Source organism: Micromonospora sp. NPDC048040 (genome assembly GCF_055587185.1).
Genome location: NZ_JBVJGT010000012.1, coordinates 90,255 through 107,556, shown reverse-complemented (window position 1 = coordinate 107,556; position 17,302 = coordinate 90,255). Strand labels below are relative to the sequence as shown.

Genomic DNA, 17,302 nt, shown 5'->3' with positions numbered 1-17,302 from the left:
TTCCCCGTCGGCGTCTTCGGGCCACGGTAGGGGGACCCCGACGCCGACAAGGAGTGCCTGAGTTGGCTCCCGAACCGATTTTGCTCGACCGGCCGCGCCTCCCGTCGACCCCGCCGCCGCTGGACTGGCTGACCCTGGCCGACGCGTTCGAGGCCGCCTGCCTGCTGCGCTGCATGCCCCCGCCGGCCGTCGCCGGCGCCCGCCGCCCGGTGCCGCACCACCGTCCGGCGACCGTCGAGTTCAACCGGGAGGAGGCCGCCCTACGGTTCCGGCAACTGCTCGGCCGGTTGGACGTCCCGATCGGGCACGAGGTGACCGTCGGCGGGCTACGCCGCCGGTACGAGCTGCACCGGCTCTCGGTGCCCCCGGCGGACCGGCCGGCGTACGCGCGGACGCTGGAGGCCGGCTGGCGGCAGGGCCGGCGCGAGCTGCTGGGCGGCCTGGTCCCCGGCGCGTCGACGGCGCGGCGGGTGTGGCGGCCCCGGCTGGCGGCGGCGGCCTGGCGGGCCGCCCTGCTCGCCGGGGGGCGGCACGTGCGCCGGCACATCCTCGGCGTCCGGCTCACCGACCGGGAACTGGCCGCCGTCCTGGTGCGCGGGGCCGCTCTGCTGGACGTGCCGGCGCTGCTGCGCCCCGGCACCGGGTGCTTCCTGGTCTGCGTCGCCGACGGCCCGGACCGCGAGCGGATCCTGCACAGCGCCGCGCTGGAGCCCGCCCGGGCGGCCGAGCCGGCATGACGGCCGGATGACCGCGACCACCGCGCGGACCGCGTCGGGCGGGGCACCGGCGGACCGCCCGGGACCGCCGTTCCGACCTCGGTCGCGTACCGCAGCGAACTGAGCCTCACCGTCGACCCGGCGCCGGGGTCGTAGTCCGACCGGTGGGCCTCGGGTTGCGGTGACGGCCCGCGCGGCGCAGAGTGCAGCCCGTGAGCCGAACCCGGTCCTGCCGCGCCCGCGCCGTGCGCCCGTCGTCCTGGTTCCGACATGGCCGCCCGCGCCCCGGTCGTCCGGCGGCGCTGCTGTCGCTGCTGCTGGTGGTGACGCTGCCCGGCCTCGCCGGCTGCCAGGACTCCCCCGAGCCGCCGGTGCGGATCCGGATCGCGACCGGCAGCCCGACGGCGGTCTACCACGCCTTCGGCCGGTCGCTGGCCGACATCCTCAACCGGGAGATGCCGAACGTCGAGGCCAGCGTGGTGGTGACCGCCGCCTCGGCGGAGAACGTCCGGCTGGTCGGCTCGGGCGAGGCCGAGCTGGGTTTCACCCAGGCCGACGTGCTGCCGGCCGCGCCGGCGACGCACCCGTCGGTCGTCGCGGTCGCCCGGGTCTACGACGACCTGCTGCACCTGGTCACCACCGCCGGCGGGCCGGTCCGCACGCTGGCCGACCTGGGTGGGCGGCGGGTCTCCGTGGGCGCCCCCGGGTCCGGCACCGAGATCACCGCCTCCCGGCTGCTGGAGGTGGCGCGCCTGGGCGGCGACCGGGTGCACCGGGAGCGGCTCGGCCTCGACGACTCGGTGGCGGCGCTGCGGGCCGGCACGATCGACGCGTTCTTCTTCTCCGGCGGGCTGCCGGTCAGCGCGGTGAAGCAGCTCGCCGACGACAGCGCGACCCGGATCGTCGACCTCGGCGAGTGGACCGAGCTGCTGCGCGGCAGCAACCCCCAGGTCTACGTCTCCCGGGACGTCCCCCGCTCGGTGTACGGCACCGACCCGGTCACCACCGTGGCCAACCCGAACTTCCTGATCGTCCGGGCCGACCTGCCGGATGCGCTGGTCCGGGAGGTGACCCGGCTGCTGATGGAACGCCGGCAGGAGCTGGCCGCGGCTCATCCGGCCGCCGGCCGGATGAGCCCGCGCTCGGCCATCGCCACCTCCCCGCTGCCGCTGCACCCCGGCGCCGCCGGCTGGTACCGCGCCGCCAAGCCCTGACCCTGGCGGTCGACCGCCGGCGACGTCGCCCGGGCGGGGCGTCACCCGGTCACGGCGTGCCCCGGCCCGACCGGTGCGGCGGGCGCGCCGACGGGCGGTGCGGGAGCACCGGCGGGGACCGGCTCGGCCTGATCCGCCGGGTCCCTCGGGTCCGCCGGGGCCGCCGGCCGGGTCGGGGCCGGGAACCAGAGGCCGGCGACCAGGCCGCGCGGCTCGCCCCGGCGCATGGTGAGCCGCCCGTCCGAGGCGTCGACCAGCACGGCGACGATGGTGAGGCCCAGCCCGGCGCCGTCGACGTTCTGCACCTCCGGCGCCCGCCAGAACCGCTCGGTCGCCTGGCCGAGCTGGCTCTCCGTCATGCCCGGGCCGGTGTCCCGGACCTCCAGCGCCGTCCCGCCCTCGTGGTGCCGCACGGTCACCGTCACCGCCCCGCCGGCGCCGCTGAACTTCACGGCGTTGTCGATCAGCGCGTCCAGGGCCTGGTCGATGGCGGTCGGCACGGTCCGGGCGTACGCCGGGGCGTCCTCCGCCGCGAGCCGGAGGGTGACCGACCGGTGCCGGGCGAGCGGCTCCCACGCGGCGACCCGGGACGCGGCCACGGCCGCCGCGTCGACGGTGACCCGCTGGTTCTCCCGCCGCTCGGCGCGGGCCAGGGTCAGCAGCGCGTCCAGCACCAGGGCGAGCCGGTCGGTCTCCTCCAGGGCCAGCCGGTGCTCGGCCTGGCCATCCGGGTCGGTCAGGCCCAGCCCCAGCTCCTCCACCCGCAGGCGCAGCGCGGTCAGCGGGTTGCGCAGCTGGTGGCTGGCGTGCGCGACGAAGGCGCGCTGCCGGTCCATCACGTCGGAGACGACGTCGGCCATGTGGTTGAAGCTGGTCGCCAGCCGGCGTAGCTCCGGCGGGCCGAGCCGGTGCTGTACGCGGGCGCCGCGGTCCCCCTCGGCGATCTCGTGGGTGACCGCGTCCAGCTCGGTGACCGGGCGCAGCACCCAGCCGGCCAGCCCGAACGCGGTGAGCACGCAGGCCAGGACGGCGAGCAGCCCCGTCCCGGCCAGCACCAGCCACCAGACGGTGACCGCGCGCCGGACCGAGTCGGTCGGGGTGGCGGTGACCACCGCCCCGAGCACCTCACCGCCGTCGTTGATCGGCACCGCCACCACGATCGGCCGGTCGACCCACGGCCAGACCGACTCCGGCCCACTGGCCTGCTGGCCCGAGAGCGCGGTGTCCAGCGCCTCGCGGGTCCCCGCCGCCGGCCGCCAACTCTCGGAGGCCGCCACCGTCCGGCGGTCCCGGTCGACCACCGCCGCGCCGATCCCGTACAGGTCGTCGTAGCTGCGCAGCTCGTTGTCGAGCGGGCCGGGGGTCCCGCCGCGCAGCGCCGGGCCGGCCAGCGAGGCGAACCGGGTGGCGTCGGCGAGCCGGTCGGCGCGCACCCGGTCGGTCTCCCGGGTGGCCAGGGTGGCCGCCAGCGGGGTCTCCAGCGCGATCAGCACCAGCACCATCAGCAGCAGGTAGCTGATCACCAGCCGACGTCGCACGGCGCCTCACTCGCCGCGCAGCCGGTAGCCGACCCCACGGACGGTCTCCACCAGGCGGGGGTCGCCCAGCTTGCCCCGCAGCGAGCCGACGTGCACCTCGACGGTGTGCCCGTCGCCCCAGGTGGTGCCCCAGGCGTCGAGCAGGATCCGCTCGCGGGGCACCGCCACCCCGGGCTGCCGGGCCAGGGAGAGCAGGACGTCGAACTCCTTGCGGGTCAGCGCCACCGGCCGGCCGGCCACGGCGACCGTCCGCGCGGCCACGTCGATGCGGACGGGCCCGGCCTCGATCAGGTTACGCTCGGGCACCGTGTGCGCCGCCCGGCGCAGTACCGCCTCGATGCGCGCCTGGAGCTCGGTCATGGAGAAGGGCTTGACCACGTAGTCGTCCGCGCCCAGCCGCAGGCCGAGCACCCGGTCCCGCTCCTCGCCCCGGGCGGTCACCGCGATGATGCCGAGCTGGCTGCTGCGCCGGCGCAGCTCACGGCACAGGTCGGTGCCGTCCCCGTCCGGCAGGGTCAGGTCGAGCAGCACCAGGTCGCAGGGGGCGGCGGAGAGGGCGGCGGCGACGGTCGCGGCGTGCTCGACCTCGTACCCCCGGCGGGTGAGGGCGGAGGAGAGCGCGGCGGCCACCCGACGGTCGTCCTCGACCAGCAGGATGCGCACCCGGGGCCCCCATTCGTCGGTATGTCGACCCCGAATGGTGGCAGAAGCCGGCCGGGAGCGGGAGGGTAGGCCCCGCGGCGACCGCCGTGCGGACGGCGGCCCGGACCTCTCCGGCCCCGCCGGGAGCGGGCGGCGGGCCCCGGGTCGGAGCCCGGAGACCCGCACCGAGAGCGGCGGCGCGGGCGGTACCGCCGAGAACCGGGCCGGTTCTGCGTAGGCTGCCGGGGTGATCTACAAGCTGCTGACCACCGTCGAGTGGGACGACGCCCTGGCCGCGGGCCACTTCGCCGGCACCGCCACGGACGCGCAGTCCGGGTTCATCCACCTCTCCGGGCCCGACCAGGTGGTCGAGACGGCCCGCCGGCACTTCACCGGCGCCACCGGGCTGACCCTGCTCACCGTGGACCCGGCCCGGCTCGGCGACGCGCTGCGCTGGGAACCGTCGCGCGGCGGCGCGCTCTTCCCCCACATCTACGGGCCGCTGCCGGTGCCGGCGGTGGTGGCCGCCGACGCCCTGCCGGCGGACGTGCCGGTCGCCGACGCCGTGGCGGCGCTGCTGGGCTGAGCGGGTCGATATGCTACGCCGAGTCCGCGCGCCCCGGCCTCACTCTCCGTGCCCGGGGCCGGCGCGGCAGCCCGGACCCGCGCGGGCGGCCGCCCCTCCCGGCGTACGCCGAACGCGGGTCACCGACGGCGCCCGGCGCGCCCTGCGACCCATGCGAGTTGAAGGATGACTGACAGCAGTTCCCCGTCCCCCTCGGTCTTCGTCCACCCGACGGCCGACGTCGAGGAGGGTGCCCGGGTCGGCGACGGCACCAAGGTCTGGCACCTGGCCCACATCCGGTCCTCCGCCCAGGTGGGCGCCGGCTGCGTCATCGGCCGCAACGTGTACGTCGACGCCGGCGTCACGGTCGGCGACCTGGTCAAGATCCAGAACAACGTCTCCGTCTACCAGGGGGTGACCCTGGAGGACGAGGTGTTCGTCGGGCCGTGCGCCGTCTTCACCAACGACTTCCGGCCCCGCGCGCAGAACCCGGACTGGAAGATCACCCCGACGACGGTCCGCCGGGGCGCCTCGATCGGCGCGAACGCCACCCTCGTCTGCGGCATCGAGGTGGGCGAGTACGCGATGATCGCGGCGGGTTCCGTGGTGACCAAGGACGTGGCGCCGTACCAGCTCGTGGCGGGCAACCCGGCGCGGCCGAAGGGCTGGGTCGACGAGCGGGGCGAGGTCGTCTCCCGGGACGTGGACACCCCGCCGCAGCGGCAGGGCTGACCCCTCCGACGAGAACGGCGGTGGACGGGCGCTCCCGTCCACCGCCGTCGCGTACGCGCCGGTGCTCAGCGGCAGAGCCGCGCGATCTCCTCCCGGAACCGCTCCATGGGGTTCGCCTCGGCCGGGCCGAGCAGGTAGGTCTTCAGCTCCCGCCGGGCGTCGGTCATCGGGTCGTCGCCGGCCCGGGTGACGGACACGATCTTCTCCAGCTCGCCGCAGTCCCGGGAGAGCAGGTACGCCGCCCGCGACGTCGGGTACTCCCGGCGGAACTCGTCCTCCGGCAGGCCGCCCGGGTTCGCCACCACGTACGGCCGCTGGCTCTGGACGAAGTCCGAGACCACACTGGACACGTCGCTGATCAGCAGGTCGGTCTGGTTGAAGCAGTCGAACAGCGCCGGCGTCCGGCCGGTGACCACGAGGTGCCGCGTGCCGTCCAGGGAGGTCGCGTCCGGGTCACCGCCCGCCGCGCGGATCCGCTGCACGATCCGCTCGTGCACCGTCTTCGCCTCCTTGGCGCGGGAGCCGGTCAGCGGGTGCGGCTTGTAGATGAGCCGGACCGCCGGCACGGTGGCCAGCAGCCCCTTGACGATCCGCTCCCCCATCAGCACCAGCGAGGTGTGGTACGGGTCGTCGTCCAGCCACCCCTCCCAGGTCGGGGCGTAGAGCACCGTGAACGGCCGGTCGACCGACTCCGCGCCGAACGTGTGCACCCCGGCGAGCTGCGGCCGTCCGATCTCGACGATGTCGGAGTCGAGCACGCCCACCCCGGCGCGGGCGTACCGCTCGCGCCCGGCGAGGCCGGCGACCCACACCTCGTCGTACACCTTGCTGTACGGGTTGACGCTGGCCTGCTTGTCGCTGTCGCCGTGCCCGACGAAGACGTGCTTCATGCCGGGCTCGCGGAGCATGTGGATGTTCGCGCCGACGTTCGCGGCGTAGAGCGCGGCGCGCACGCTGCCCAGTTCGAGGTTCATGAAGTCCACGCCGGCCGGCACGCAGATCACCGGCAGCCGGGTGTCGGCCAGCTCGAGGAACGCCTCCTTGTTGCGCAGCAGCACCACGCCGCGCTGGTCGAGCGCCTCGGTCGGGGCGAGCCACATGTTGGCCTGGTAGACGTCCTTCGCCGGCCCCGCGAAGTAGAGGGCCACCTCCGGCCGGTAGCTGTCCAGCCAGCGCTGGACGGCGGGCAGCAGCGGGCTCTGGCCCATCCCGCGCCCGCGCAGCCAGGTCAGCGCGACGATCCCGCCCACCAGCGCGGCGGCGAACACCGCCACCACTCCCGCGCCGATCACCGGGGCGGCGTTGTCGAGCACCGCCGCGAACACGGCGGCCGGCGCCAGCACCACGTTGACCAGGGCCAGCCGGTCGCCGGCGAGCCAGGCCGCCCAGTCCGGCGGGCGGGGCGCGGCCCGCATCGGGCCGAGCTCGATGTTGCGCACCAGCGCCGACAGGGGGTTGCGCCGGTCGATCATCGTGGCGAGCGCGCCGGCGAAGACCGAGATCAGCCAGACTGTCGACGGCAGCACCAGGACCAGGCTGAGTTCCCACGCGCTCGGCCGGACCTCGGCGACCACCAGCAGGACGACCGCGAGGTCGCGGGCGAGCTGCCGGTAGTCGCCCCGCAGGCCGACCTTATCGAGCAGCGTGTGTGTGGCGGGCGACCAGCGGGCGAGCGCGTACTCGCCGGCGAGCGCGGCCAGCCCGGCGACGGCGAAGGCGCCGATCCAACCGAGCGCGCCGGCGGCGAGCATCACCAGGTAGGCCAGCAGCAGCAGCGCGCCGCGGGCGGCGACTCCCGCCGGTCCCATCAACTTGCCGAACAAGGACTAGCTCCCTACGAGATCGACGACTGGCTCACCGACCGTCACTGGCGCCGTGACGGCAGCGTTCCCCGCTTCGGCGACCGTCGGCGCCCGGACGCCACCGGCGCGCCCCGACGGAACGCGACGGGACGGGACAGCGGTCGCGGCGACCCGCCTGTCCGTCCATCGTCGCTGACCAGCGACGGCACCGGCGCCCGCGGCCACCCGCCACCACGCCGGTGTGACCTTAACGCGAAGGAACGCGCCGGTATCGCTCGGGTACCGCCACACCGGGACGATTTGGTCCCTCCGGGCCACAGTCGCCACCGGGCCGGGATGATCCACCGCAAAAACGACGCCGGTGACGACGCGTCGCCGACGCCGGGTTCGCCGGGTCAGCACGGCCGGCTCCCGTTCCTATACTGGTCCGGCCGCTCGCCGACCGGGTGGCCGCACGGGCGGCCGCACCTCGGCTCCGCGCACCAGCCGCCGCGGGGCAACCGCGAGTTCCGTTGGAAAGGATCCACGGTTTGACCAGCCTCATCGCGCTCGCCGTCGCCATCGTGCCCGGCGCGCTGCTCGGATTCGCGCTGCCCCCGGGCCGCTACCGGTGGGCCACCTGGGCCGCCGCCCCGGCGTTGACCCTGGGCCTGGTCACCCTCGCCATGACATGGCTGCCGAAACTCGGGCTGCCGGACGGCCCGCTGGCGGTGCTCGCCGCCGAGGTGCTGCTCGCCGGCCTCGCGGTGCTCGCGTCCCGGCTGGTGACCCGCGGCCTGGTCGACCCGGACGCCGCCGACCGCACCGCCACCGTCGGCGGCGACGCCGCCGGGCGGCCGACCGACGCCGGGTGGCGGGCGCGGATCACCCGGCTGCGGCTCCCGGCGGTACGCCCCGGCCGCGCCGACGTCCTCGGGATCGCCGTGCCCGCCGTGGTCAGCGTCGCCTTCGGCTGGCTGATGCTGGGCCGGCTCGTCGCCCCGCCCGGGTGGGACGCCATGAACCACGGCTTCCTCACCCGGCGGATCATGGACACCGACAGCGTGCTGATCTCCTCGGCCTGCACCACCGGTTCCACCGATCCGGCGTTGTCCTGTTCCTTCTACCCGCTCGCGGCCAACGTGGCCTGGGCCCAGGCGGCGGAGATCTCCGGCGGGCGGATCAGCACGGTGCTGAGCGCCTGGTCGATCCTCGTCGGGCCGCTCGCGCTGGTGGCGGCCGTCTACGCCTGCGTCCGGGCCCTCGGCGGCAGGCCGGTGGTGGCCGCCAGCGCCGCCGCCGCGCCGGCCGTGCTCGGCCCGATGTGGATGTCGGTGATCACGGGTCGGATCACCGAGCAGACCGCCCCCTGCATGGCCGGGGCGATCGCGCTGCTGATCGCGCTCGCCGCGCGTGGCGCCCACCCGGTCCGGCTGGGCCTGCTCGCCGGCCTGTGCGGCGCCGGGATCGTCATGACGCACACGTACGACGTGCTGTTCATCGCCGTCCTGGCGGTCGGCATGCTGCTGGCCGTACGCGGCCGGTGGGTGCTGCGCCGGGTCGCCGCGTCGGCCGGCGCGATGGTGCTGGCCGCGCTGGTGCCGCTGCTCCCGCTGCTCGGGGTGCTGGCCGGCGCCAACGGCGAGCGGCTGTCCAACCCGCCCGCCCTGCTCGGCAGGTACGGCGACTCGTTCGAGTACTGGGTCACCGACCCGCAGCGCTACGTGCTGTTCGCCTACCCGGGCGTCGGCGGGAAGGACTTCCAGCTCAGCGAGCCGACGATCCAGGTCGGCCTCTGGCTGGTCATCCCGTGCCTGCTGCTCTCCCCGCTCTGCCTGGTGCTGCCGCGGCTGCGGTGGGCCCGGCCGTGGTTCGCCGCCGGCGTGGTCTGGACGGCGATCGGGGTGTGGACCGCCGCGTCCGACTCGACGGCCGCGATGACGCTCTCCAGCCTGTGGTACGGCGTCCGGGAGCGGGTCCGCTCGATGATCTTCCCGGTGTACGGGCTGCTGGCGGTCGCCGGCGCGGTGGTGCTGGGGCTGGCCGTGCAGTGGCTGCTGACCCGCGTCGCCGCGAAGGCCGGGGCGCTGCGCGGGTCGGAGGCGCCGACGGCGATCGCCGCGGGGGTGCTGGTGGCCGTGCTGCTCGGCCTCGCCGCGGTACCGGCGAGCTGGCAGCCGCTGCGCGGCGCGTTCAAGGGCCGGGCGCCGGTGGGCTCCTCCTACGAGAAGACGTTCGAGTGGCTGGCGGAGAACAACCCGCCCGGCGCCACCGTCGCCTACGACCGGCACCACGAGTTCATCACCTGGGCCTACGCCGACTACGAGGTGCCGCTGCTGTTCGGCATCCCGCCGCTGCCCGGCCTGCCGACGGAGAACTACGAGCGGCGGTGGGACGCGTGGAACTGGCTGGTGGACAACGCCGACGCCCGGCCCGCCGGGTGCGAGGTGCGCCAGTTCAACATCTCGTACGTGGTGGTCGGAAAGCGGAACATGCCCGGCGCCTGGGACAAGCACTACGAGCGCGAGCGGCTGGAGGCCAGCGACCGGCTGGAGCTGGCCCACACGATCGGGCGGATCAGCATCTACCGGGTCACCGAGGCCGGCCGGAGCTGCGCCACCGGGAGCTGAGCGCGACGGGCCGGGGCACGCCGGTGCCCCGGCCCTCGGGGCAGACGGCCTGGCGGGAGACGCCCGGCAGGCCGGCGGGGCGGGTTCACGTCGGCGGCACGGCCGTGCGTGCCCGCCGCCGGGCCGGACGACGACAAGGGGCGGGGCGACCGTGGTCGCCCCGCCCCTCGCGTGTCAGCCCGTCAGCGCCCGTTGTCGGCGAAGAGCCGGCCGACCACCCGGTGCGCGGGCAGGATGCGCTGCCGCTCCACGTCGGCGTCGGCCGTACCGGCGACGATGTCCAGGAAGTGGTCGAGCTGGGCGGCGAGCGGCTCCCGGTTGGTGAGCAGCTCCGGCACCTCTATGATGCTCTGCTGCCGGTAGCCGCGCCCGTCCGGCGTGGCCGCGTCCGACGAGACGTGCCGGTAGATGGTCACGTCCTTGCGGATCAGGTCCGCCTCGATCAGCCGGTCGACCTCGCTGATCACCAGCGTCCGGACCTTGCGCTGCCCGATCCGGCTGGCCGAGACGTTGGCCAGGGCGCCGCTGCCGAAGTTCAACACCGTCTCCGCCACGTCCTCCGCCTCGGCGAGCGAGTCCGGGTGGAAGTGGCCGAAGGTGCCCCGGACCCCCACCGGCTCCTCGCCGCCGAACGCCTGGATCGCCAGGTCGACGTCGTGGATGAGCAGGTCCCAGGCGACCCCGGTGCGGATCCGCGGTGCGTACGGCGAGTGCCGGGTGGCGGTCAGGTGCACCGGGCGGTCGACCAGGGCGAGGGCGGTCAGCACCGCCGGGTTGAACCGCTCCAGCAGACCGCACAGCAGCGGCACGCCGCGCTTGCCGGCGGTGGCCACGATCTCCTCGGTCTCGGCGAGGCTGCCGCAGACCGGCTTCTCGATCAGCAGCGGCTTGTCTGCGGCGAGCACCTGGTCGGCGAGGCCGTGGTGGAACTCGGTCGGCGCGGCGATCACCACGGCGTCGACGTCGGAGAGGTCGTCGGCGTTCGGGGCCCAGCCGGCCCCGTACCGCTCGGCGATCTGCTGGCCGACGGAGCGCCGGGGCTCGATCACCCGGGCCAGCTCGGCCCGGTCGGACTGGGCGATCACCCGGGCGTGCAGCGAGCCCATCATCCCGGTGCCGACCAGGGCGAAACGCAGCTTGGCGGTCATGCGCCCACCGCCGCGCGGACGGCCTCGACGACCTGGTCGACGTCGCTGTCGGAGAGGTGGTGGTGCACCGGCAGCGAGACGCACTGGCGCACGACCCGGTCGGTCACCGGCGCCGGGTCGGCGACCACGCGGGGGTGGTCCCGGTAGCAGTCGTAGTCGTAGACGGTCTTCGGGTAGTAGATGCCGCAGCCCACGCCGCGCTCGTTCAGCCGGGTGATCACCTCGTCGCGGCTCACCGGGGCCTCGTCGGTGACCAGCACCGTGTACTGGTGCCAGACGTGCGAGCGGCCGGGCAGCTCGGTCGGCAGGCGCAGCCCGGGGACGTCGGCCAGGCCGGCGGAGAGCCGGGCGGCGTTGTCCTTGCGGCGCTTGACGTTCTCGCCGTACGCGGCGATCTGCGGGATGCCCAGCGCGGCCTGCAGGTCGGTGAGGCGGTAGTTGTGCCCGGCCACCTCGTACTGGTAGCGCTGCCGCATGCCCTGGTTGCGCAGCACCCGCAGCCGGTCGGCGAGGCCGGCGTCGTCGGTGGTGATCATGCCGCCCTCACCCGTGGTGAGGTTCTTGGTGGCGTACAGCGAGAAGGTGCCGAGCCCGAAGCTGCCGGCGCCGCGCCCGGAGATCGTGGCACCGAGCGACTGGGCGGTGTCCTCGACGAGGCCGAGGCCGTGCTGCCGCGCCAGCGGGGCGATCGCGTCCATGTCGGCGGGCTGGCCGTACAGGTGGACCGGCATGAGCACCTTGGTGCGCGGGCCGACGGCGGCGGCGAGGGCCTCCGGGTCGACGCAGAAGTCGTCCTCGCGGATGTCGGCGAACCGGGCGGTGGCGCCCGCCTCGAGGATCGCGTTGAGGGTCGCGACGAAGGTGAAGGGGCTGGTGACGACCTCGTCGCCAGGCTGGAGGTCGAGCACCTGGAGCGCGGCCACGAGCGCGGTGGTGCCGTTGTTGACGGCCACCGCGTGCTCGACGCCGACCAGGTCGGCGAACTCGCGCTCCAGGCGGGCCACCATCGGTCCCTGCGCGATGACGCCCGAACGGATCACCTCGACCGCCAACCGCTCGGCCGCCTCGTCCAGCTTGACGACGGAAATCGGGATCACAGGAGCTCTCCTTGGGGTGTGGGGCAGCGTGCAGACCGTAGCAGCGCGGGAGGACCCCGGCACATCTGGACCGCCCCGGCGAGAATCCGCGCACGCCCGGCGAGGGCCCGACTCGCCGACCGGGCTGGGTTCGTGGTACGCCCCGCGCTGCGCTAGTCTCGGCGAATTGTGCAGGCGACCCCAACGGGTCAGGGCGACGCGGAGGCAGGACGGCCGTGGCAGAGACCGCGACGCAGGTCGAAACGGTGACCGCACCGGCCGAGGAGGCCGGCACGGCGAAGGGTGCGTCCCGCTGGCTCTCGCTGGGCGTACGGGTCGTGGTGATCGCGGCGATCGCGGCGGGCATGACCTGGAGCGTCGTCAGCCAGTGGCCGGACGTCCGGCAGACCTGGCTCGACCTGGCGTGGCCCTCGGTGGTGCTCGCCGTGCTGGCGGTGCTCGCCGGGATGTTCGCCAACTCGATGGCGTGGCGGGCCGCGGCGGAGGACCTGGAGCACCGGGTGTCCGTTCCCGCCGCCCTGCGGATCTGCATGGTCGGGCAGCTCGGCAAGTACATCCCTGGCAGCGTGTGGGCGTACGTCCTGCAGATGGAGTTGGGCCGGCGGGCCGGGCTGCCGCGCGCGCGGGCCTTCCTGGCCACGCTGGTCGCGCTGGGGCTCGGCGTGGTCGCCGCGCTCGGCGTCGGCCTGCTGAGCCTGCCCTCGCTGCTGGACGCGACCGCCGAGACCGGGGCCGAGTACGCCGAGCCGGTCCGGGTGGCGCTCTACATCGTCGCCGTGCTGTTCCCGATCGCCCTGATCTGCGCGATCCCGGCGGTGCTCACCCGGCTGATCCAGATCGTCCTCAAGGTGCTGCGCCGACCGCCGCTGCAGCACCGGCTGACGCTGCCCGGCGTGCTGCGGGTGGTCGGCTGGAGCGCCCTGGGCTACACGCTGTTCGGCGTGCACCTGTGGCTGCTGGCCAACGCCCAGGCCGCTCCCGGCGTCGGCGGCCTGCTGCGCAGCATCGGCTCGTTCGCCATCGCGATGACCGTCGGGATGTTCGCCTTCCTCTCCCCCTCCGGGCTCGGCGTCCGGGAGGCCGTGCTGGTCGCCACCATGGCGCCCTTCCTCGCCGGTGCCGGGGGCATCGGGGCGGCGACGGGTATCGCCCTCGCCTCCCGGCTGATCTTCACGGTGGCCGACCTCCTCGCCGCCGGCATCGCCGCCCTGTCCGGGGTGCGGCAGCTCCGCCGGGGGGCGCCCGACGAGGCCGCCCCCGATGAGGCGATCCCCGTCGAGCAGGTTCCGGTGCCCCGCTCCGCCGCCGACCAGGCCGCCGCGCCGGTCACCACCCCCTGACGCCTGTCCGCCGGCCCGTGCCCGGCGGACACCGTCCCGCGAAACGCCGGTGCCCCCGACCACGCTCGTGGTCGGGGGCACCTTCTCGTCGTACGGTCAGCGGCGGCGGGCCGCCGCCATCTCGCCGAGCACCTCCAGGTGCCGGTGCAGCACCCGGTCGAGGCTGAAGCGCTCCCGGATGAGGGACTGGCCGTTGACGCCGATCTGCTTGGCCAGGGCCGGGTCGGTCAGCGCGGCGATCAGTCGCTCGGCCAGGCCCGACACGTCGCCGGGCCGGCAGAGCAGGACGTTCTCGCCGTCGCGCAGCGAGATGCCGGGGAAGTTGTCCGCCCGTGCGGGCGCCACCACGGGCACGCCCGCCGCCATCGCCTCCAGGGTCGCCGTGCCGAGGCCGAGCCCCTGCTCGTGCGACTCCACCGTCGCGGCGGCCAGGTAGTCCGGGATCTCGCTCTTGGCCACCTTGCCGGCCGCGATGACGGCGTGCTCGACGCCGAGCGCCCGGGCCCGCTCCGCGAACACCCCGTAGTAGACCTGGCCGCAGATGAGCAGCTTCGCGTCCGGCACCTTGGCCAGCACCTCGGGCAGCGCCTCGACCAGCGCGATGCGGTCCCGCAGCGGGATCACGTGCCCCACCGACAGGATCACCGGCGAGGTGCCCAGGTCGTGCCGCTCACGGACCCGCTGGGCGTTGCCGCCGACCACCCAGTCCGGGTCCACCCCGACCGGGATCGGCACCAGGCCGGAGTGCGCGCCCTGGTAGCGGGCCTCGATGTACTCCTGCATGAGCACGTCCATCACCACGAGCCGCGGCTTGGACCGCCACATGAACGGCTTGACCATGGTCGCGTCCAGCCCGCGGAACACCTTCGCGTAGCGGGCCTGCGGGTTCTCCAGCCGGGTGTGGATGGACAGCAGCGCCGGCACCCCGCGCTTGCGCGCGTAGAGCGCGGTCGCCCAGGTCAGGTCGAAGAACTGGCCGTGCTGGTGGATGACGTCCGGCCGGAACTCGTCGAGCAGCTTGCGGACCCGGCGCAGCAGGCTGGGCCGGGTGGTGAACGAGATGTCGAAGCTCACGGCCAGCCGGGTCTGCGGCAGCATCCACGCCGGCAGCCGGACGATCCGCAGCCCGTCGCGCTCCTCGACCTCCGGGGCGTCCTGGTAGGCGGCCGTGAGCACCAGCACGTCGTGCCCCTCGGCGGCGTAGCCCTTGGCGAGCGACTCGGACAGGTGCGAGCTTCCGCCCGCGCGCGGCGGGAAGAAGTTGTTGACCACTGCGATACGCACGGGAGGGGTGCTCCTAGCTCTCCGCTACAGGGACGAACCGGACATCGCCGCCGTCCAACTCGACTGTGGAGACCACCCGGGCGGGGACTCCCGTCACGACCGCCCCCGGTGGCACGTCTCTGGTGACCACGGCCCCCGCGCCGACGACCGCGCCGTCACCGATGGTGACGCCCATCATCACGGTCGCGTTCGCCCCGATGAACACCCGGTCGCCGATCACCACCGGCGCCCGGTCAACGGAAGCATGGGCACGCCCCGACACGCAACGCCGGGCGGTGGAGTGGGTGTAGATCTGCGCGCCGCAGCTGATGTCGCAGCCGGCGCCGATGGTCAGCCCGCCGGAGCCGTCGATGACGGTGAACGCGCCGATCCACGTGCCCGCGCCGATCACCGGCTCGCCGATCACCCACGCGTGCGGGTTGTACGGGTTCGCCGGGAGCCCGTGCGACGACGGGCCCCCGGCGGACGGCGACTGGGTCACGCGACCTCGGTCTTGATGAGGTCGGTCATCCCGTCCTCGACGGCGATGGTGGGCTCCCAGCCGAGCACCTCGCGGGCCCGGGTGATGTCGGCGGCGCGCCGGCTGACCAGCACCTCGCGCGGGTTGAACTGCGGCTGCACGTCGACGCCGACAGCCTTGATCAGGATCTCGGCGAGGGTCGCGATCGAGGTGTCGATGCCGGTGCCGATGTTGACCGGCACGTTGCCCTGCTCGGCCTCCATCGCGGCGACCACCGAGCGGGCGATGTCGTGGACGTGGATGAAGTCCATCGACTGCTCGCCCTTGCCGTCGATGACCGGCGGCTCGCCGTTCTTGAGCCGCTTCACGAAGTGGTTGATCACCGAGGTGTAGTAGGCGGTCGGCTTCTGGCCCGGGCCGTAGACGTTGAAGAACCGCAGGGCGATCCAGTTCAGGCCCTTGCTGCGCTGGTAGAAGCCGAGCAGGTCCTCGCCGGCCCGCTTGGAGATGCAGTACGGGGTGAGCGGGTCGAGCCGGTCGTCCTCGTGCATCGGCAGCTTCTTCGGGTCGCCGTAGACCGAGGCCGACGACGCGAAGACCAGCCGCTTGACGCCGTGGTCGGCGGCGGCGGCGAACACGTTGTGGTTGCCGACCATGTTGATGTCGATCGACTCGTACGGGTCGGCCTGGCTCTTGTTGATCGAGACCGCGGCCAGGTGGATCACGTAGTCGCAGCCCTTCATGGCCGCGTGCACGGCGCCGCCGTAGCGGACGTCCTGGTCGATCAGCTCGACGTCGCCGGTGGCCACCAGCTCCGCGACGCGGTCCCGGTCACCGCGGAACATGTTGTCGAAGATGCGGACCTTGTAGCCCTTCTCCAACAGCATCGGCACCACGTGCAGGCCGATGAAACCCGCGCCTCCGGTGATGAAGACGGTCTGCTTCGACATGGCGGAGCGTGTCCTTCCTTGGGGAGTCAGCGGCTGGTGGCCGCGGTGTTGACGACGTCCACCAGCGTGGCCGCGACGGTCTCGACCTGGGCGTCGGTGAGGTTGGCGTGCATCGGGATGGCCAGGTGCCGGGCGAACAGGTCCGCCGAGACCGGGCAGGGCGTGGTCTGGCCGTAGAGCGGCTGGACGTGCGAGGCGTACGTGCCGAAGGTGCACTGCACACCGCGCTGCCGCAGCGCCAGCGCCACCGCGCCCCGGTCGACCGAGGGCGCCAGCGTGACGACGTACGACTGCCAGGGGTGCTCGCGGTCGGGCGCCTCGTACGGGGTGGTGATCAGCTCGTGGTCCTTGAGCAGCTCGCCGTAGCGGGCCGCGGTGCGGCGCTTCGCGGCCAGCAGGTCCGGCAGCCGGTCGAGCTGGGCGAGCATGATCGCCGCGGAGATGTCGGAGAGCCGGTAGTTGTAGCCCAGCTCGGTGAAGGTCGGGATCGGCAGGTGCGACAGCTCGGCGCGGGTGAGCGCCCCCTCCACCCCGTACGTGTGCAGCTTGCGGGCGTGGGCGGCGAGGTCGTCCCGGTCGGTGACGTAGGCCCCGCCCTCGCCGGCGGTGATGCCCTTGCGGCCGTGGAAGCTGAAGGTGGCGACGTCGGCCAGGCTGCCGGCCGGCCGGCCCTTGTAGGTGGCGCCGGCGGAGCAGGCGGCGTCCTCGACCAGGAACAGGCCGTGCTTGTCGGCGATGGCGCGCAGCTCGTCGTAGTCGGCCGGCTGCCCGAACGCGTCGACGGCGATGATGCCGACGGTGCGCGGGGTGATCGCGGCCTCGACGGCGGCCGGGTCGACCGTCCAGGTGTCGGGCCGCACGTCGGCGAAGACCGGCGTGGCGCCGGTCCACATCACCGAGTGCCCGGTGGCCGGGAAGGTGTAGTCGCCGACGATCACCTCGTCGCCCGGCTTGACACCGAGCGTGAGCAGCGCCAGGTGCAGCGCCGAGCCACAGTTGCTGGTGGCGAGGGCGTGCCGGGTGCCGACGGTGGCGGCGAAGCGCTCCTCGAAGCGGCGGCAGGTGGGCCCGGAGCCGGCGAGCCAGCCGGAGGCGAAGACCTCGGCGATGGCCGCGAGCTCCGCCTCGCCGACCGTGGGCTGGCCGAGCGCGATGACCTCAGACATGTGACCCCCAGAGTGATGGACCCGGAGCAGTCTAGGCCA

At 74.3% G+C, this 17,302-nt stretch carries 15 protein-coding genes; 6 read left to right on the top strand and 9 right to left on the bottom strand.

Annotated features, from left to right (window positions below):
- The first annotated feature begins 62 nt into the window (after window positions 1–62).
- Together ACZ6O2_RS15200 and ACZ6O2_RS15195 are read left to right on the top strand one after the other, a co-directional pair.
- Window positions 63–737 carry a hypothetical protein gene (locus ACZ6O2_RS15200; protein ID WP_350706492.1) on the top strand — a complete coding sequence of 225 codons (675 nt, stop codon included), beginning with the start codon at window positions 63–65 and terminating at the stop codon, window positions 735–737.
- Window positions 738–961: 224 nt separating this feature from the next.
- Window positions 962–1,930 carry a TAXI family TRAP transporter solute-binding subunit gene (locus ACZ6O2_RS15195; RefSeq protein WP_466023280.1) on the top strand — a complete coding sequence of 323 codons (969 nt, stop codon included), beginning with the start codon at window positions 962–964 and terminating at the stop codon, window positions 1,928–1,930.
- A gap of 41 nt (window positions 1,931–1,971) precedes the next feature.
- Here ACZ6O2_RS15195 and ACZ6O2_RS15190 read toward each other — a convergent pair whose 3' ends face one another.
- Window positions 1,972–3,468, bottom strand: coding sequence for a sensor histidine kinase (locus ACZ6O2_RS15190; RefSeq protein WP_350706494.1), 1,497 nt, complete (start codon window positions 3,466–3,468; stop codon window positions 1,972–1,974).
- Window positions 3,469–3,474: 6 nt separating this feature from the next.
- Complete coding sequence (locus tag ACZ6O2_RS15185; protein ID WP_350706496.1) at window positions 3,475–4,131, bottom strand: response regulator transcription factor; 657 nt, start codon at window positions 4,129–4,131, stop codon at window positions 3,475–3,477.
- A gap of 226 nt (window positions 4,132–4,357) precedes the next feature.
- On the opposite strand from ACZ6O2_RS15185, the gene ACZ6O2_RS15180 reads away from it, so the two are divergent.
- Together ACZ6O2_RS15180 and ACZ6O2_RS15175 are read left to right on the top strand one after the other, a co-directional pair.
- Window positions 4,358–4,696, top strand: a complete 339-nt coding sequence (locus ACZ6O2_RS15180; protein WP_350706498.1) for a DUF952 domain-containing protein — start codon at window positions 4,358–4,360, stop codon at window positions 4,694–4,696.
- A 165-nt stretch (window positions 4,697–4,861) separates the two neighbouring features.
- On the top strand, window positions 4,862–5,407 hold the full coding sequence (locus ACZ6O2_RS15175) for an acyltransferase (protein ID WP_466023242.1): 546 nt from the start codon (window positions 4,862–4,864) through the stop codon (window positions 5,405–5,407).
- Window positions 5,408–5,472: 65 nt separating this feature from the next.
- On the opposite strand, the gene ACZ6O2_RS15170 is transcribed toward ACZ6O2_RS15175, so the two are convergent.
- A complete protein-coding gene (locus tag ACZ6O2_RS15170) occupies window positions 5,473–7,230 on the bottom strand; it encodes a CDP-glycerol glycerophosphotransferase family protein (RefSeq protein ID WP_350706502.1) in 1,758 nt (585 codons plus the stop codon).
- A 509-nt stretch (window positions 7,231–7,739) separates the two neighbouring features.
- Here ACZ6O2_RS15170 and ACZ6O2_RS15165 point away from each other — a divergent pair.
- Window positions 7,740–9,818: a DUF6541 family protein gene (locus tag ACZ6O2_RS15165; protein WP_466023241.1), complete on the top strand. Its 2,079-nt coding sequence runs from the start codon at window positions 7,740–7,742 to the stop codon at window positions 9,816–9,818.
- A gap of 182 nt (window positions 9,819–10,000) precedes the next feature.
- Here the strand turns inward: ACZ6O2_RS15165 and ACZ6O2_RS15160 are convergent, their stop codons facing one another.
- Together ACZ6O2_RS15160 and ACZ6O2_RS15155 are read right to left on the bottom strand one after the other, a co-directional pair.
- The gene (locus ACZ6O2_RS15160; RefSeq protein ID WP_466023240.1) at window positions 10,001–10,966 is read right to left on the bottom strand and encodes a Gfo/Idh/MocA family protein; all 966 of its coding nucleotides are present in this window, start codon (window positions 10,964–10,966) and stop codon (window positions 10,001–10,003) included.
- Window positions 10,963–12,063, bottom strand: coding sequence for a DegT/DnrJ/EryC1/StrS family aminotransferase (locus tag ACZ6O2_RS15155; protein WP_466023239.1), 1,101 nt, complete (start codon window positions 12,061–12,063; stop codon window positions 10,963–10,965). The genes ACZ6O2_RS15160 and ACZ6O2_RS15155 overlap by 4 nt, the downstream gene beginning before the upstream one ends.
- A gap of 215 nt (window positions 12,064–12,278) precedes the next feature.
- Here ACZ6O2_RS15155 and ACZ6O2_RS15150 point away from each other — a divergent pair, with 215 nt between their 5' ends.
- Window positions 12,279–13,403, top strand: a complete 1,125-nt coding sequence (locus ACZ6O2_RS15150; protein WP_466023238.1) for a lysylphosphatidylglycerol synthase domain-containing protein — start codon at window positions 12,279–12,281, stop codon at window positions 13,401–13,403.
- Between the two features lie 96 nt (window positions 13,404–13,499).
- Here ACZ6O2_RS15150 and ACZ6O2_RS15145 read toward each other — a convergent pair whose 3' ends face one another.
- The 4 genes from ACZ6O2_RS15145 to ACZ6O2_RS15130 are packed head-to-tail and all read right to left on the bottom strand — an operon-like array spanning window position 13,500 to window position 17,263.
- Entirely contained in the window at window positions 13,500–14,687 is a 1,188-nt protein-coding gene (locus ACZ6O2_RS15145) for a glycosyltransferase family 4 protein (protein ID WP_466023237.1), read from the bottom strand.
- 13 nt (window positions 14,688–14,700) lie between these two features.
- Entirely contained in the window at window positions 14,701–15,168 is a 468-nt protein-coding gene (locus tag ACZ6O2_RS15140; protein ID WP_393303558.1) for an acyltransferase, read from the bottom strand.
- Complete coding sequence (locus ACZ6O2_RS15135) at window positions 15,165–16,097, bottom strand: NAD-dependent epimerase/dehydratase family protein (protein ID WP_350677830.1); 933 nt, start codon at window positions 16,095–16,097, stop codon at window positions 15,165–15,167. The genes ACZ6O2_RS15140 and ACZ6O2_RS15135 overlap by 4 nt, the downstream gene beginning before the upstream one ends.
- A 26-nt stretch (window positions 16,098–16,123) precedes the next feature.
- On the bottom strand, window positions 16,124–17,263 hold the full coding sequence (locus tag ACZ6O2_RS15130; protein WP_466023236.1) for a DegT/DnrJ/EryC1/StrS family aminotransferase: 1,140 nt from the start codon (window positions 17,261–17,263) through the stop codon (window positions 16,124–16,126).
- Between the last annotated feature and the right edge of the window lie 39 nt (window positions 17,264–17,302).